Source organism: Flavobacterium yafengii (assembly GCF_030010375.1).
GTDB lineage: Bacteria > Bacteroidota > Bacteroidia > Flavobacteriales > Flavobacteriaceae > Flavobacterium > Flavobacterium yafengii.
Map to the genome: position 1 here is coordinate 521,666 of NZ_JASCRY010000003.1, position 17,604 is coordinate 539,269.

Annotated in this window: 17 protein-coding genes; 4 read left to right on the forward strand and 13 right to left on the reverse strand. The window is 33.1% G+C overall.

Going from position 1 to position 17,604, the window contains the following annotated elements; genetic code table 11:
* Positions 1–54 precede the first annotated feature (54 nt).
* On the reverse strand, positions 55–942 hold the full coding sequence (gene dapA, locus QLS97_RS12530; protein ID WP_282717093.1) for a 4-hydroxy-tetrahydrodipicolinate synthase: 888 nt from the start codon (positions 940–942) through the stop codon (positions 55–57).
* Between the two features lie 7 nt (positions 943–949).
* Positions 950–1,468 carry a DUF6913 domain-containing protein gene (locus QLS97_RS12535; protein WP_282717094.1) on the reverse strand — a complete coding sequence of 173 codons (519 nt, stop codon included), beginning with the start codon at positions 1,466–1,468 and terminating at the stop codon, positions 950–952.
* A 47-nt stretch (positions 1,469–1,515) separates the two neighbouring features.
* Here QLS97_RS12535 and QLS97_RS12540 point away from each other — a divergent pair, with 47 nt between their 5' ends.
* Both QLS97_RS12540 and QLS97_RS12545 read left to right on the forward strand, forming a co-directional pair.
* Positions 1,516–2,295 (forward strand): 5'-nucleotidase C-terminal domain-containing protein, encoded by a 780-nt coding sequence (locus tag QLS97_RS12540; protein ID WP_282717095.1) that lies wholly within the window; start codon positions 1,516–1,518, stop codon positions 2,293–2,295.
* A 140-nt stretch (positions 2,296–2,435) separates the two neighbouring features.
* Entirely contained in the window at positions 2,436–3,347 is a 912-nt protein-coding gene (locus tag QLS97_RS12545) for a bifunctional metallophosphatase/5'-nucleotidase (RefSeq protein WP_282717096.1), read from the forward strand.
* Here QLS97_RS12545 and QLS97_RS12550 read toward each other — a convergent pair.
* The 7 genes from QLS97_RS12550 to rpsF all read right to left on the reverse strand — a co-directional run bounded on the left by QLS97_RS12550 (position 3,337) and on the right by rpsF (position 11,152).
* Entirely contained in the window at positions 3,337–4,053 is a 717-nt protein-coding gene (locus tag QLS97_RS12550; protein ID WP_282717097.1) for a hypothetical protein, read from the reverse strand. The genes QLS97_RS12545 and QLS97_RS12550 overlap by 11 nt on opposite strands.
* Positions 4,054–4,066: 13 nt before the next feature.
* Positions 4,067–6,070 (reverse strand): NAD-dependent DNA ligase LigA, encoded by a 2,004-nt coding sequence (gene ligA / locus QLS97_RS12555; RefSeq protein ID WP_282717099.1) that lies wholly within the window; start codon positions 6,068–6,070, stop codon positions 4,067–4,069.
* Positions 6,071–6,145: 75 nt separating this feature from the next.
* On the reverse strand, positions 6,146–6,619 hold the full coding sequence (locus QLS97_RS12560; protein WP_282717101.1) for a DUF6495 family protein: 474 nt from the start codon (positions 6,617–6,619) through the stop codon (positions 6,146–6,148).
* 105 nt (positions 6,620–6,724) lie between these two features.
* Entirely contained in the window at positions 6,725–9,904 is a 3,180-nt protein-coding gene (locus QLS97_RS12565) for a TonB-dependent receptor (protein WP_282717103.1), read from the reverse strand.
* 98 nt (positions 9,905–10,002) lie between these two features.
* Positions 10,003–10,443, reverse strand: a complete 441-nt coding sequence (rplI, locus tag QLS97_RS12570; RefSeq protein WP_099715089.1) for a 50S ribosomal protein L9 — start codon at positions 10,441–10,443, stop codon at positions 10,003–10,005.
* Positions 10,444–10,508: 65 nt separating this feature from the next.
* Complete coding sequence (rpsR, locus tag QLS97_RS12575; RefSeq protein ID WP_007138295.1) at positions 10,509–10,805, reverse strand: 30S ribosomal protein S18; 297 nt, start codon at positions 10,803–10,805, stop codon at positions 10,509–10,511.
* A 5-nt stretch (positions 10,806–10,810) separates the two neighbouring features.
* Entirely contained in the window at positions 10,811–11,152 is a 342-nt protein-coding gene (gene rpsF, locus QLS97_RS12580) for a 30S ribosomal protein S6 (protein WP_035671622.1), read from the reverse strand.
* A 164-nt stretch (positions 11,153–11,316) separates the two neighbouring features.
* Between rpsF and QLS97_RS12585 the strand changes: the two genes are divergently transcribed.
* Positions 11,317–12,012 (forward strand): LytR/AlgR family response regulator transcription factor, encoded by a 696-nt coding sequence (locus QLS97_RS12585; RefSeq protein ID WP_099715088.1) that lies wholly within the window; start codon positions 11,317–11,319, stop codon positions 12,010–12,012.
* Positions 12,013–12,023: 11 nt separating this feature from the next.
* Here the strand turns inward: QLS97_RS12585 and priA are convergent, their stop codons facing one another.
* From priA to nadC, 4 genes are all read right to left on the reverse strand, one after another.
* A complete protein-coding gene (gene priA / locus QLS97_RS12590; RefSeq protein WP_282717108.1) occupies positions 12,024–14,474 on the reverse strand; it encodes a replication restart helicase PriA in 2,451 nt (816 codons plus the stop codon).
* Positions 14,475–14,549: 75 nt separating this feature from the next.
* Complete coding sequence (locus tag QLS97_RS12595) at positions 14,550–14,978, reverse strand: DUF2147 domain-containing protein (RefSeq protein ID WP_282717109.1); 429 nt, start codon at positions 14,976–14,978, stop codon at positions 14,550–14,552.
* Between the two features lie 92 nt (positions 14,979–15,070).
* Positions 15,071–15,979 carry a YihY/virulence factor BrkB family protein gene (locus tag QLS97_RS12600; RefSeq protein ID WP_282717111.1) on the reverse strand — a complete coding sequence of 303 codons (909 nt, stop codon included), beginning with the start codon at positions 15,977–15,979 and terminating at the stop codon, positions 15,071–15,073.
* Entirely contained in the window at positions 15,976–16,833 is an 858-nt protein-coding gene (nadC, locus tag QLS97_RS12605; RefSeq protein WP_282717113.1) for a carboxylating nicotinate-nucleotide diphosphorylase, read from the reverse strand. The genes QLS97_RS12600 and nadC overlap by 4 nt, the downstream gene beginning before the upstream one ends.
* A gap of 251 nt (positions 16,834–17,084) precedes the next feature.
* Here nadC and QLS97_RS12610 point away from each other — a divergent pair, with 251 nt between their 5' ends.
* Positions 17,085–17,561: a hypothetical protein gene (locus QLS97_RS12610; RefSeq protein ID WP_282717115.1), complete on the forward strand. Its 477-nt coding sequence runs from the start codon at positions 17,085–17,087 to the stop codon at positions 17,559–17,561.
* Positions 17,562–17,604: the final 43 nt, after the last annotated feature.

Consider the following 17,604-nt stretch of genomic DNA (forward strand, 5'->3'; position numbering starts at 1 on the left):
TTATTAATTTAGCGACTTCAAAATATATTTTTTGTTTAAAAAAAGACTCTTTTTTTATCCTTGTTTATTGACTTTTTTGACAAATTGATCAATTCTCTCTGCTAGTGAATCGTCTACTTTTACCAGTGGTAAACGTACAGTGTTTTCTGAAATTCCCAGTGATAGAAACACTTGTTTGATTCCTGCTGGATTTCCTTGCTCAAAAATCATATCAATACAATCTGCTAAAAGGTATTGTGATTTGAATGCTTCATCCACTTTACGATTCAAACCTAATCGGATCATTTCAGAAAATTCTTTAGGAAAACCTTGCCCAATTACAGATATAACGCCTGATCCTCCAGCCAAAACCATCGGCAAAGCAATCATATCATCACCTGAAATTACCAGAAAATCTTTTGGTTTGTTTTTCAACAATTGCATGGCTTGAACAATATCTCCTGCTGCTTCTTTTATGGCTACGATATTTTCAAAATCATTAGCCAAACGTATAACCGTTGAAGGCAACATATTGCTTGCCGTTCTTCCCGGAACATTGTATAAAATAACCGGAATTGGAGATGCTTCAGCAACTGCTTTAAAATGCTGGTAAATACCTTCTTGTGTAGGTTTATTGTAATATGGAGAAACCGATAATATTGCTGCAAATGAAGACAAATCTCTTGTTCTCAACTCTTCTACAACTTTTAAAGTATTGTTTCCTCCTACTCCAAGCACTAATGGTAAAGCACCATTATTAGCTTCGATTACGGTACTAATAACTAATTCTTTTTCGTCTTGAGACAATGTAGCATTTTCGGCAGTTGTACCCAAAACCACAAGATATTCAATTCCTCCGTCGATTGAAAAATTTACAATTCTTTTTAATGCTTCGGTGTCAATCGAAAAATCTTCTTTAAAAGGGGTTACAAGAGCAACACCAGTACCTATTAATGATTGCATATTAGATTTATATTTTGTTTAATAATTTTAAATATTTGAATAGCTCACTTACAAAAAGCGTATAATTATCAACATCTGTTTTAATCATAAAATGATTTAATCTTTTGTCTATTGATGAAAAACCAACTTTAAATTGCGCTTTTGAATTATGAGTGATTTTTAATAAAATTGCTTTTTCTATGTCGTAATAACTGATTAACAAATCAAATTTTTCATTGATAAAATCATTTACTTCCAGTGAAGAAATTTCTCCATTCCATTTTAAATCTCCTGAATTGAATACAGGATATGTTTTCTCTGCTGTTTTTTTAAATTTATCTCTGTAAACAATTGTTGTTATACTTTCTGGTGCGATTCCGTTTGCTATTAAAGCTGTCATCAATAATTCCGTTTCGGCAAAACGAGTGGCATCAACCAGTAAACCAATTGTTTTTACAACATTAACTGACTCAATATTTTTTAAATTTTGAAAGCTTTTTTTTAATGTTTTTTTTACAAAAAAATCCTTTATATAATTCAAAAACATATTACTTTTACTTGATTACAAAATTAATTAATTAAGTCGCATTTAAAATGGTAAATCTAAAAAAGTATAACGATGTTTCTAAACTTTTTGTTATATTCTTAACATTTTTTTTTGTTGCTTCCTGCAGCAAACAAAATTACTACGTTACTAAGATAGAAGGCAAACGAATTCCAATCACCGAAAAGGAAATTCAAGTCCCTCAAATTGAAAATTTTATCAAACCTTACAGAGAACATATCAATAAAGATTTAGACAGCGTTCTTGCTTATTGCCCGGAAACATTAGATAAAAGCACAGGCAAATGGCAAACTACAATTGGTAATTTGATGGCGGACGTTACTTTAATGAGAGGAAACACCGTGTTTCAAGCGAGAGAAAAAAAGAGTATTGATATTTGTTTGCTCAATAGCGGAGGGATTCGTTCTATACTTCCAAAGGGAAATGTAACTGCAAGAACGGCTTTTGAAATTATGCCTTTTGAAAATAGTTTGGTTGTGATTGCTTTAAAAGGAGAGCAAATTCTTGAAATGGTCGATTATTTTATCGCCGAAAAAAAACCACATTCACTGGCTGGACTAACTTTTACCATTGGCAAAAACAGCCTTCCTAAAAACATATTAGTACAAGGAAAACCTGTTGAAAAAGAGACCATTTATTATGTGGGAACCAATGATTATTTATCTAATGGCGGTGACAACATGAATTTCTTAAAAAAAGGGGTTCAGAAATTTGATTTAGACTATAAACTACGAAATATTCTTATTGATTATTTCAAAGCTGTAGATACAATTCCTGTGATAAATGATGTTAGAATTACTGTTGAATAAGAAATTCGAATTTAGATACCAAAATAGTTTTAGAAAACATAAAGCCCTAGCCCCGATTGAAGTGAAAATCATTTTTTATCGTTTTTCACGATAAAAAATATTGCAACGAAAAGCGGGAAATAGCTCCAAAAAAATATAAAATGAAAAGAAGAGAATTTATAGAAAAAACAGCTGCGAGTTCAGCTTTACTGAGTTTAGGTTTATCATTAAGCAGCTTTGAATCTTCACAAAAAAGACATCTTACTATTTTACATACGAATGATGTACACAGTTACATAGATCCGTTTCCTGCTGATCATCCCAGAAATGCAAATATGGGTGGCGTGGCACGAAGAGCCGCTTTGATTGAAACCATTCGAAAAGAGAATCCAAATGTATTATTACTGGATGCGGGCGATATTTTTCAAGGAACACCTTATTTTAATTATTATGGTGGAGAATTAGAATTCAAATTGATGAGCATGATGCAATATGATGCTTCTACGATAGGAAATCACGATTTTGATAACGGCGTTGAAGGTTTGCACGCACAAATGCCACATGCTAAATTTGAGTTCATATCTGCCAACTACGATTTTAAAAATACGGTGATGGATGGTTTTGTAAAACCGTATAAAATATTCAACAAAGATGGTATTAAAGTGGGTGTTTTTGGACTTGGAATAGAGCTTGATGGCTTAGTTGATAAAGGAATGTACAAAGAAACCGTTTACAATAATCCTGTTGAAACGGCTCAGGATATGGTTCGGATTTTAAAGAAAGAACAAAAGTGCGATTTAGTAGTTTGTTTGTCTCATTTAGGATATAAATACAGAGACGAACCAAATAAGATATGCGATTTGAAATTAGCGGAACTAACGCAAGACATCGATTTGATTATTGGCGGACATACACACACTTTTCTAGAAAAGCCTACCGTTGTAAAAAATCTTGCCGGTAAGGAAGTTCTAGTAAACCAAGTGGGTTGTTACGGTATAAATCTGGGAAGAATTGATTTTTATCTGGATAACGATAAAGCAAAAGCTTTTGAAGGGAAATCGATTATTGTATAACGATAATCGATTCTTTTTTGGCATGTATCATTTCTGTATCAATTACAAATCTATAAAAGGAATAATAACTTGTAACGTATAAAATCATTGCAAGCGGCCTAAAGTATGTTGGTGGCAGATTAGACAAAAAGCATTTCTCAATAAAAACTGTAAAATAGAGTGCCACTGATAATACCCCGAATATCCACAACCAAGGCGTATATTCATTTTGGTTCATAAAATAGTTTGACAAAACAATCCCTCCAAGCACGGACACTAACGCATTTTGAATAACAAGAGAATAATAACTATTTTCCGTGATTTCATCAGAAAGAGTCAGCATATAAGAAAAAATAAAAATGAACGGTATAAATCCAATCAATATTGGTACAAAATCCTTAAGCTTATTCAGTTTTATTATAAAAAAAATGAGCAACAATCGATGCGCCAAGAAAGCAATTAATCCAATTATTATAGCTGTTTTCGAATCTGATAAAATAAAAAAACTGGTAACTAACAAGAAGAACATTGTTATAAAAAAAAGCACATTTCTTTCTTTTGAAGTAATCCAATAAAGCCCCATTAATAAAATTGTTACAACTGGTCTGTAAGCAAATAGAATTACTTTGAATGAAAACAACTCGGCAATAACTTCTATGATAACAAAAGAAAATAATAACAGAATGGTTCCGCTTTCAAGTAACGCTTTATTTTTTTTAGTTAACATTAGAATCTCTTTTTTAGCCTTCATTAATTAGATTCATAAAATCATCCTCGGAGATTATTGGTATGTTCAACTTGGTTGCCTTATCCAATTTAGCAGGTCCCATATTATCTCCTGCAACAACATAATCCGTTTTTGCCGAAATAGAACTTCCCACTTTTCCTCCATTATCTTCGATTGCCTTTTTCAAATCATCTCTGGAAAATTTCTCAAAGACTCCTGAAACTACAAATGTTTTCCCAGAAAGTTTATCTGTGGCGTTTGGATTTATATGTTCAACAATTTCAAATTGAACACCAAAACTTTTTAGTCTATCAATTATAATTCTATTTTCTTGATTTTCGAAAAAGTCAATTACACTTTGCGCAATTCGTTCTCCAATTTCGTCCACCAAAATCAAATCCATCAATGTAGCCTGACGCAATGCATCAATACTTTTATAATGTTTGGCTAGTTTTTTGGCTACTGTCTCACCAACATATCGAATTCCAATAGCGAATAAAACGCGCTCAAAAGGAATATTTTTTGAATTCTCAACACCTTTCACCAAATTTTCAGCAGATTTTTGAGCCATTCGTTCCAAAGGAAGAATTTGATCCACAGTCAGTTCATATAAATCGGCATAATTATGAACCAATCCATTATTGAAAAGCAAGGCAACAGTTTCGCCTCCTAAACCTTCAATATCCATTGCTTTTCGAGAAATATAATGCTGAATCCTTCCAATAATCTGCGGGGGACAACCATAAAAATTAGGACAATAATGATTTGCTTCGCCTTCGGTTCTCACTAATGCCGTATTACATTCCGGGCAATGCGTGATGTATTTTGTTGGTTCTGTATTTTCTGGACGCTTACTCAAATCAACAGCAATAATCTTAGGGATTATCTCGCCTCCTTTTTCTACAAAAACGGTATCTCCAACACGAATATCCAATTTCTCAATTTGATCCGCGTTATGTAAAGAAGCCCGCTTTACAATGGTTCCTGCTAATTGTACCGGTTCTAAGTTGGCCACAGGAGTAATGGACCCCGTTCGTCCTACTTGATACGAAATTGAATTTAATCGTGTTGAAACTTGTTCTGATTTGAATTTATAAGCAATTGCCCAACGCGGAGATTTGGCTGTAAAGCCCAATTCATCCTGAAAGTGGAAAGAATTTACTTTTACCACCACACCGTCTGTTTCATACGGAAGGTCATGTCTGTGAATGTCCCAATAATCTATAAACTCGAAAACCTCGGCTAAATTATTGGCTAATTTTGCTTCTTTCGGCACTTTGAAACCCCAATTTCTGGCCGTTTCTAATCCTTCGAATTGAGATTTGAAAGGAAGATTATTTCCAATTAAAAAATACAATAGACAATCTAACGGCCGTTTTGCAACTTCAGCACTATCCTGTAATTTTAAACTTCCCGAAGCAGTATTTCTGGGATTTGAATACGGTAATTCACCAATTTCGATTAAATCTTGATTCATTTTTTCGAAACCGGCAAAAGGCAAAATGATCTCACCACGCACATCAAATTTATCAGGGAAATTTCCTTTTAATTTTAACGGAATGGATTTTATGGTTTTGATATTATTAGTAACATCATCTCCTTGAAAACCATCTCCACGAGTAACCGCACGTTTTAACTTTCCATTTTCATAGGTTATACTGATGGATGCGCCATCATATTTTAGTTCGCAGGTATATTCTAATGGAACATCTCCTAAAACTTTTTGAATACGCTTTTCCCAATCCATTAATTCTTCCTTAGAATAGGAATTATCCAATGAATACATTCGATGCTCATGAGCAACTGTTTGAAAGTTTTTGGTAATTGTACCTCCTACTCGTTGAGAAGGCGAATTTTCGTCAAAGTATTCCGGGTATTTATTTTCTAAATCCTGAAGTTGTTTCAATTTTAAATCAAATTCAAAATCGGAAATTGTGGGTGTATCTAACACATAATAATTATGGTTGTGTAGATTTAATTCTTCCCTTATTTTTTGAATCGTATTTTGAATATCCATAGAAAATAAAAATTGGCTATTTTAGTTTTGAAAAAGTGTACTAAAATAACCAATTAAAAATAATTAGCAATACAATTATGATGCTATAATAGTATTTATTTGCTGGTATAAAAGACCATCGCTCAAAAACGAACCTTGTTGTATTAATTCAAAAATGGAAGTATTACGCTCTTCTGTAAACTCTTTTTTTCCAACTTTCATTTCAATAGTATCCGTAAACATATTATCGCTAAGCCATTGCAATCCTTCTTTGGTTAAAAAATCAACTTCAGGAACCAATGATTTCAAAACAATCGATTGAACATAGGTATCAAAACAATGAAAAAGGAAAATATGATTTTTAGAAAAATGTTCTAAATAGGTTGCTTTCGAAAGAACACCTTCCCAAATTAAATCAGAAAAAACATCTAATTCTTGTTCGGCAACTTCTGGTTTTTCAGCTTTTATTTTATCCCACTCGGCTTTATCAATCGCTTGAGTTGCTAAAAAAGTACTGAATTCCTGATTCAATTCTTCAAATTGTTCTTTTGTCAATCTTGAGTATTTCATTATTGTATTTTAGTATTTAACGTATATTTTAATTCTCTTTTTAGATTTTGGATCAAAAAAAAGCCCTCTCAAACGAGAGGGCAAATTTAATATATTTTAGCTGTTTTAGAAAATATATCTTACTCCAAACTGCGCTTGCCATCTTGACAATAAACTTGCATCATAGTTGAACGTTTTAGTTTGAGTTCCATTAAAAGTGTATGTTGGTATTTTTGTAGTTTGATCTACAGATACACCAATTGGTTGTACACTTGTTGGCACTTGCACCAATCCCCAATCAGAATTAATCAGATTACCTAAATTCAACACATCAATACTAAATTGAATTGTATTCGTTTTAGTAGAAGCAGAAGAAACTTTAAAATTATAATCTTGCATTACTTTAAAATCCCATTTTCCTCTCCATGGAGATAAAGCTCCGTAACGCTCTGCATACTGACCTCTTCTTTCATTCAAATAATCATCTTGACTGATAAATGCATCAAAAGCTGCCCCTTGTCCTACACCAGAAAAAGCCATAGAACTAATCTCTGCAGTTGTTGGAATATAAATTAAATCATTTGTTCCAGATCCGTCATTATTGATGTCACCACCATAAATATAGTTAAAACGCCCCCCTTGAGCATATTCAAAGAAAGTAGAAACAGTAGTCGCCCATTTGTCATTACCATATTTCCATTTTTTTGAAGCTACACCAATAAAACGATGTGTATCTCCATATTTAGAATTAGATAAAACGGCATTATTTACGTTTCCTAAAGCAGGGTTAAATGCAAAAGCATCCCCTGTAATTTCTGCTTCAATTGAATTCACATCTTGAGATTTCAAATAGTTATAGGCTAAACTAGCAAACAACCCATTATCAAAATTCTTTTGCACTTTGATAGAAGAGTTAAACGCACTTCCTTTATCGGAATTTGTCATTACGTAAGCATTATTACTTTGCTTATCAGTAGCATTATCATAAATTAACCTGTTATCAACACCAGCGAGAGTTCCTGATGGCGTTCTTAAACCCCAGTTTTGCACGTGAACTCCATTGATATCTTTGTTATATGACATGTCAATAGTTACAATATAATCGTTTTCAAATTTATGGTCAACACCTAAACTTGTTCTCCATACTTGCGGCCATTTATAATCTGGATCCATAATTTGAAAAAAACCATCATCGGCACCGCTCACTTGGTTTCCTAACCAAACAAAAGGAATTCTTCCTGTAAAAATCCCTGTTCCTCCACGAATTTGTGTTGTTTTGCTTCCATTTACATCCCAGTTAAATCCAAGTCTTGGAGACCAAAGCAATTTATCACTTGGTAATTTTGTTGATATTAAAGGAACTTGATTACCTGTTTCCGGGTCATAATACTGAGTCGCATTATTTCTGGTAGAACCATTTTCTGTATCTATATACTTTTGAATCAAATCAGCTGTATTAAAATACAATGGTTTATCAGCTCTTAATCCAAATGACAATTTAAAATTATCATTTACACTCCAGTCATCCTGCATGTAGAATGCAACTTGACCTACGTTCAACTCTGATAATTTCCATCCATTATCTTCTCCCACTCCAAAAGAGTTTTTAGCATCAAATTGATTTTGTGCATAAAGTAAATTCTGAGCAATTATACTTGTTGCAAAAGGCTTAGCCGCATCAGCTAAAAATGCCGCTACATTTGAATAAGGTGTATAAAAAGTTCCAGCATAACCATTCGGATTACCAAAATTATCGTAACCAGCCAAGTTAAATGAATTTTGAAATTGGAATTTTTCAAATGACGCACCAAAAGTAAAAGAGTGATTCCCTACAGTATAATTTAAGTTATCTGTAATTTGAAAAACTTTTTGATCTAATGTATTATTGATAGAAAATGGCTCATGACCTGCAATAATATAATTTGATCCTGCTCCGTCTTGAATGTTAATTACTGGAGCCGGTGTAGAAAATGGATTTCTAAAGTCATCAAAATGCGTGTAACCAGCCTGTAACTTATTAGATACTTTTTCATTAACCTTAGAGTTCAACTCTAACAAAAAAGAACTCAATTTATTATTGATTTGATATCCTGAATTTTGAAATTGCAAAGTAGAAGCATTTGGACCTCTAAATCCTAAAGCTGATGGGTGAGCCGGTTTGTCTTTGGAAGCATCCAAAAAGTTATAAATAACTGCTAATTTATTATTATCATCGATATTCCAATCTAATTTTACAATCCCTTTTCTTGAGTTTGAATTATGAGAGAAACCTTGATAAGCACCTGTATTATATCCTAATGAAGACAAAGCATTTGAAACATTAATCAAATCTGTCTCTAAAACTCTTGATTCGTTAACACCTGTAACAGCATCTCCGTTATTAGCCACAAAGTTTGACCCTAAATCACTTCTTTCGTCAATTTCAAAATTGGTGAAGAAGAATAATTTATTTTTAATAATTGGTCCTCCAACACTAAAACCAGCTTGTGTTTGCTCTAATGAAGGTACAAATATCTTTTCTCCTTTTATTTTACTGCCCGTCATGTCTTGATTTCTATAGAACGCATAAGCTGTACCATGAAATTCATTTGAACCGGATTTAGTAACTGCATTCACAGAAGCTCCTGTAAAACCCGATAAAGTAACATCATAAGGAGCAGTCGCCACTTGAATTTGGTCGATTGCATCTAATGAAATTGGCTGAGAACCAGTTTGTCCACCAGGAGTTGCAGCATCCAATCCGAAAGGATTATTGAATATTGCACCATTTAATGAATAATTATTGTACTGATCATTTCTTCCTCCAAAAGAACCTCCACTTGCAGTTGGTTCTAAACGGGTGAAGTCATCTGCTGATCTGGAAATAGAAGGCAATGCCGATAATTCTCTGCGTCCAATAGTTGTTTCAGCACCAGTTCTTCCACTTTGAAAAACTTTATTTTTAGTCCCAACAACTTTTACTTCTTCTAATTTCTGACTTTCATCTTTTAAAAGAACATCCAGACTGAATACTTTACCTAAATCAAGGTAAACATCATTGAACTCTTCACTTTGATATCCTACAAAAGTTACTACAATTTTATAAGGACCACCAATTCTCATATTCAACATACTGAACCTTCCATCAGCATTAGATAACGCTGAATACTTAGAACCTGTTGGAATATGAATTGCTTGTACCGTTGCTCCTGGAAGCGTCTCATTATTGGAACTTTTTACAAGTCCTTTAATACTAGAAGTAGTCGTTTGCCCAATAACTGAGTAAAAACTACCAAAGATTAGTAATAATGTAATAATTTTTTTCATTTGTTTGAATATGTGTTATTTGTGGGTCAAAATTAGGCAAAAAAAAATCACTCCTAAGAGTGATTTTTATATTTTATTAACAAAATGTTAACTAAATGTTATTTTTCAGCAACAATTTCGTAATCTAATTCAACGATAACATCTCTGTGTAAACGAACGCTAGCAGTATATTTACCAGTACGTTTAACGATTCCGCTAGTGATGAATTTTCTTTCGATTTGTTGTCCACCTTTAGCTAAAGATTCAGCGATATCAATATTCGTGATTGAACCGAATAATTTTTCACCACCTGCTTTTGCAAAGATTTTAATTTCGATAGCTTTTAAAGCTTCAGCTAATGCTTTTGCATCTGCTACAACTTTAGCTTCTTTGTGCGCTCTTTGTTTTAGGTTTTCAGCTAACACTTTCTTTGCAGAAGAAGTTGCTAAATGAGCGTGACCTTGTGGGATCAAAAAGTTACGACCGTAACCATTTTTTACCGTTACAATATCATCTTTAAATCCTAAATTTTGAACGTCTTGTCTTAATATAAGTTCCATGTTGTTGTCCTTTGTTATAGAAGTTAGGTTTCATGTTTCAGAAAACCAACAACTGAGTTAAATTATTATTTTAGTAAATCCGCCACATATGGCATTAAAGCTAAGTGACGTGCTCTTTTCACAGCAACTGAAACTTTTCTTTGGTATTTCAATGAAGTTCCTGTTAAACGACGAGGAAGAATTTTTCCTTGCTCATTAACGAATTTCAATAAGAAATCAGCATCTTTATAGTCAATATATTTGATACCTGATTTTTTGAAACGACAATACTTTTTAGTCTTGTTTGTTTCTATGTTTAAAGGAGTAAGATATCTGATATCTCCGTCTTTTTTTCCTGAAGCCGATTGTTGTAATGTTGCCATGATAATTAAGCTTTTGTAGATTTTAATTTAGTTCTTCTTCTTTCAGCCCAAGAAATAGCGTGTTTGTCAAGACTTACAGTCAAGAAACGCATTACTCTTTCGTCACGTCTAAATTCAGTTTCAAAAGCAATAAGAACTTCTCCAGCTACTTTGAATTCGAATAAATGGTAAAAACCACTTTTTTTGTTTTGAATTTCGTAAGCCATTTTTTTAAGGCCCCAGTCTTCTTTCGACACCATTTCTGCTCCTCTACTAGTAAGAAAATCTTCAAATTTGCTTACTGTTTCCTTTACCTGAACTTCAGATAAAACGGGATTTAAAATGAAAACAGTTTCATAATGATTCATAAATATATATTTATTTGTTATTTTGGGTGCAAAAGTAATTAATTAATCTGATTAAACAAGTCTTATTTCATTTTATTCGACGTATGGTAAAAAAATCCGCTCAATTAGTTTTTTTTAAATAAAAAAGTAATACATTTACTCTGCCAAATCTAAAATACTAAATTATGAAACTAAACTGTGTTGTAGTAGATGATAGTTCTATTCAAAGAATGATTATCGCAAAGTTAGTTAATAATCATCAAAATTTACATTTAATCGGTGATTTTTCTAATGCAATCGAAGCTAGAAGTTGTATGTCAATACACAATGTAGACCTTATATTTTTAGACATCGAAATGCCGGTAATTAGCGGCTTTGATTTTTTGGATGGTTTAAAAGTAAAACCTCAAATTATCTTCATAACCTCAAAAGCTGAGTATGCTATGAAAGCCTTTGATTATGATGCTACGGACTATCTTCAAAAACCAATTGCAATCGACAGATTCAACGCTTCGGTTAAAAGAGCCATTGATTTACATCTACTTAAAAAAGAAAATAAAGAAGAAGAAGGAGAACATATTTTCATTAAAAGTAATTTGAAAAAATTGAAAATATTCACTTCAAAAATAAAATGGATTGAAGCTTTTGGTGATTACGTAAGAGTAGTTACCGAAGAAGACAGCAATCTGGTACTCTCTACCATGAAATCTTTTGAAAATGATTTGTCAAAAGAAAAATTTGTACGCGTACACAAGTCCTATATTATCAACATTGATAAAGTAGAACGTTTCAACAGTAAATTTGCTGAAATTGGAGTTACAAAAATTCCTTTGAGCAGACACAAAAAAGAAGATTTAGTAAAAGCACTTGCCTTTTCATAGACAACTGAATTTTAGTAAAAATCGACGTTTGACGTAACTTTTATAGCTCTGTATTGAGCAACAGCTTCAAAACTATTCAACATTTTTTGGATAGTTTTTTTTGTGTTTACAATTGATGCATTCTGAGGGATTTTAATTATAATCGTACGAATGTATTCATTCCTTATTCTGCTGATTGCAGGCTCTTCAGGTCCCAGCACCGGCATATTCAGATTTTGGCTCATCACTTGATACAACCACATCGAACCTTCTTTTAATTTATCAAAATCACGCTGTTTCAAAGTAAGCTTTATAATTCTGAAATACGGCGGGTATTTATATATCTGGCGGTCATACAATTGTTCTTTGTACATACCCAAATAATCATTATTAGTGACTTGCTGTATTGTATTATGATTCGGATTATATGTCTGGATAACAACTTTTCCTTGTTTTTCAGAACGTCCAGCCCTTCCTGCAACTTGAGTCATCATTTGAAAACTTCTTTCGAAAGCCCTAAAATCAGGATGATACAACATATTATCCGCATTCATAATTCCCACTAAACTCACATTATCAAAATCCAAACCCTTGGCCAGCATCTGAGTTCCTACTAAAATATCCATTTCTCTATTCTTAAAGCTATCGATAATTTTTTCGAATCCAAATTTTCCTCGAGTCGTATCCTGATCCATTCTTCCAATTTTAGAATTTGGAAAAACAGACACTAATTCTTGTTCGATTTGTTCCGTTCCAAAGCCTTTTGTAGTCAAATCAACACTGGAACAGGAATGACAATGTGTAGGTTTTGCCATTGTATATCCACAATAATGACAGCGTAACTGGTTTTTATGCTTATGATACGTCAAGCTCACATCACACTGCTGACATTGTGGTACGTGACCACAAGTCATACATTCAATTACAGGAGAATATCCGCGTCTGTTTTGAAATAAAATAACTTGTTCTCCCAATGACAAAGCGATATTGATTTCCTCAATTAAAACATCACTAAAATGTCCTGTCATTTTTTTACGAAAGTATTTATCTTTCAAATCCACCAATTCAATATTCGGCATCATGACATTTCCAAATCGCTCCGAAATTTCGACTAAACCAAATTTATCTGATTTAGCATTGAAATACGTTTCAATACTTGGCGTAGCCGAACCCAAAAGCACTTTTGCTTTATGCGAATGAGCCAAAACTATAGCCGCATCGCGAGCATGGTAACGCGGTGCCGGATCTACTTGCTTAAAAGTTTGTTCGTGTTCTTCATCAACAATTATGAATCCAAGATTATAAAATGGTAAAAACAAAGATGACCTCGCACCTATTACCACTTGCGCTTTTTCTGAATTCACTAAAACTTGATTCCAAACTTCGATGCGTTCATTATTATTATATTTCGAATGAAAAACAGCTACTTTATTGCCAAAATAAGTTCGTAATCTACCAACCAATTGAGTAGTCAAAGCAATTTCCGGCAATAAATACAAGATTTGTTTTCCGGTTTCTAAATATTCTTCGATGAGCTTAATATAGATTTCTGTTTTCCCGCTAGAAGTGACACCATGCAACAAACACACTTCTTTTTGAGTAAAACTTTCTTTGATTTCCTCAAAAGCTTTTTGCTGAGCTGAACTCAACTGCAATTGATCCTCGCGTATTTTTCCTGTGAAATTTACTCGATCTTCCTGAAGAAAATAATCTTCGAATATTTCTTTTTCTATTAATACCTTAACAATTGCCGAAGAAGAATTAGCCGCTTCTACCAGTTTTTTTACGGTAATAGGTTTTTTCTCCACAGCACTCAATTGAAAATAATTCAATACGATTTCTTTCTGTTTATTGGCACTTTTAAGCGTTTCGAGTAATTCGCTTAATCCCTCTTTTGATTCATATTTAGGATGCAAACGAACATAGCGAACTAACTTAGGTTTGTAGGTTTCCTGTATTTCTTCCTGAAGCACTAATATGTTTTTGTCAATCAATTTTTGAATAACAGGAAAAATATTTTTCTTGCTCAAAATAGCCATTATATCCAGGACTTTCAAGGAATTTTGCTGTTGCAAGGCTTCGTAAACCAAAAATTCATCATCCGAAAGCAGACTTGTATCAACAACTAAATCTGTTTTTTGAGAAATTATGGTTTCGCTTTCCAGTAAAAGTGCACTTGGCATGGCACCACGATACACATCACCAATGGCGCACATATAATAGGAAGCAATCCATTGCCAGTGTGCAATTTGGATTTCAGTTACAATGGGTTTTTCATCCAGAATTTGATGAATTTCCTTTGCTTCGTATAAAGTGGGTTTGTTTTGATGAATTTCAATTACTAATGCCGTGTAAATTTTACTTTTTCCAAAAGGAACCGCCAAACGCATCCCAATTTTTATATAATGGAACTCCGCTTCAGAGACGCTATAGGTAAAGGTTTTGGCTAAAGAAAGCGGTAAAATTACTTCGACGAAATGCATTTGTATTTAATTATGAGTTATGAATTTTGAGTTATGCTGATTCTTTATTTTGAACTCATAACTTACAATTTATAATTATTTTACTCTGTTCCAGGTTTGTGTTCTTCCAAATAATGCTACGCCGACATATCCGCGTACTTTTAATTTGTCGTTTCCTTCGAGAGCCAAAAAGCATTTATATAATTTTCCTGATGTTGGGTCAAGAATCTTTCCAGAGTTGTATTCATTGCCATCTTTTGTAAGTCCTTTAATAATAACAAGGCCTAGAACTGGTTTATTTTTTTCATCACCGGGACAATTTACACACAAGTTTTTTTTCTTTTCAGCATCTAAAATGTCGATGATTTTTCCATAAATTTTTCCGGAACGCTCATAGATTTCCACAATTGATTTGGCTTTTCCAGTTTGATCATCAATAGTCTTCCATTTCCCGATAACGGTATGATTTTGACCATAGAAAACTATCGAAATAAATAATGCGAGTATTGTTATGCTTTTTTTCATTGTAGTATTTTTTTTAGCCCTGATAGCAATGGCAGATTGTAACCAATAACAGGAAATAGCTCCTAATTTTGAAACTGTTTTAATTTAAAAAATTATTCTTTTTTTGCTTTTAATTTATTTACCGTAGCATTCAATTCGAAACCCAACAGCAATATCATGCAGTTAATCCAAATGTAAAACATCAAAATTAATAATGTTCCTATTGACCCGTATAATTCATTGTATTTAGAAAACTTTATGACCCATATACCAAAAGCATACGAATCCAAAAGAATCAATATGGTAGTGAATACGGATCCTATCGATATAAATGCTCTGTTTTTATCGTGTTTTGTACCAAACTTGAAAAGTATAGACGTTGTTCCTAAAATCATTAAAATTACAAATGCATATCTTCCTAAAACAATTAACGCAATTTGATCACTCAGTATTGTTTTTTGAATAAAAACTTCAAAAACGACTATTGTTGCCACGGTCACAATCAACAAAAAGGACAATAATAGAGACATTCCCAAAGCAACTAAATATTGCCTGATAAACCCTCTTTTTATAAGAACATGACGGGAAGTTTCAAACCCTCCAAGGATTCCATTTAAACCGTTTGCCATCAACAAAATAGACAATAAAAACCCATAAGACACTAATCCAGAGTGACTATTATTAAGAATATCATTGATGATTTTATAAATAGCATCATACGTATTGGGCGGTACACCTTCTTTTACAAACAGTAAAAAATCATCCTGAAAACCTTCAATAGGAATGTATGGAATAAGGTTTAAAATGAACAGCGCAAAAGGAAATAAAGCCATGAAAAAACTAAATGCAATCGCACTGGCATGATACGTTAATGCGCTTTCGACAATTCCTAATCCGTATAATTCCAACAAATCATATAACGACAATCCTTGTAACCAAGGAAGCTCGATCTTTTTTAGCACATTAACCAGATTCCGTACTATTGGAATTCTTTGTAATTTTACTTCTATTTCTTTACTCATATCGCTTTTAAGCTCAAATCCATGTTATAAATAGAATGTGTCAAAGCTCCTGATGAAATATAATCTACTCCACATTCTGCATAATGGCGAATGGTATTTTCGTTTATATTTCCCGAAGATTCTGTTTGGCATTTATCACCAATCAAAGCTACTGCTTTTTTAGTATCGTCATAATTAAAATTATCTATTAAAATTCTAAAAACACCTTCACTTTCCAGTATCTCTTTGATTTCATCTAAATTTCTGGCTTCGACAATGATTTTTAAATCCAGATTATTTTCTTTTAAAAAGACTTTGGTTTTGGCTACAGCCAAAGTAATTCCGCCAGCAAAATCATTATGATTGTCCTTGAGCATAATCATGTCATACAAGGCAAACCGATGGTTCTCGCCTCCGCCAATTTTCACCGCCCATTTCTCACAAACTCTGAATCCTGGTGTCGTTTTACGCGTATCGAGAATTTTAGTATTTGTTCCTTCTAATAAACGAACGTATTCTTTGGTTTTAGTGGCAATCGCTGACATTCTTTGCATTGAATTCAAAACTACACGTTCCGATTTCAAAATGGATTGTGAACTTCCCGAAACATGAAAAACAACATCTCCTTTTTTTACCGGAGTTCCATCCTCGATAAAAGTTACTATTTGTAAATTAGGGTCTACATACTCAAAAATCATTTTGGCGAAAGCCACACCTGCAATAATTCCGTCTTCTTTTACAAGCAACTTCGCTTTTCCATTTGCAGCAGCTGGAATACAAGCCAAAGAACTATAGTCGCCCGGACCTACATCTTCCCGAATGGCATTTTGTATCAGTATGTCTAACTCATTTTTAAACTGTATATCGCTAATCATTTTATAGAAAATTTATGGAATGCTAAAGTAAGATTTATTTTGTGGATTTGAAAATATGTACACTCTGTTCTTTAAAAAAAAGAGATAAACCAATGTGTTTTAACAAAGTATTACATCTTAATTAAGATATGAATATTAGTGTCATTACTCTAGCATCTATTCTGTCATTTTCATCCAATAAAATCAATTATTTTATATGGTGCTGTGTTGTTTAAAATCTTATATTTGAACTAGTAACTAAAAAACTGATTATGAAATCTTTTTTAAGCCTTCTTTTTGTATCCTCGATACTATTGACTTCTTGCAAAAAAGAAGTTGAATCGCAAAACAACGCAACTCCAACAAATGTAGTTCCCTTTACTGAGGTTGGTAAACAAATGAAGACCGAAGCTTCAACAGCAACTCAGGTTCAACAAACCACAGCCACGGTAAATCCAAATAATGCTGTAGCAACTTCTGGTCCTGTAGCTACCGGAATGAATCCTGCTCACGGTCAACCATCACACCGTTGTGATATTCCCGTAGGTGCTCCATTGAATTCTCCACCAGCCTCAACTGCAAGCAAACCTGTGGTGCAACAACAAAATCAGCCCGTTCCTACATCTGCTGTTACAACAACATCAACACCTGTTGCTACAACACCAACTTCTGAAGGAATGAACCCGCCACATGGTCAAACCAATCACCGCTGTGATATTGCTGTTGGTGCTCCATTGCCTAAATCATAATTGAATTAATTATCAAAATAAAACTGGTGTAAATTCTAAAGAG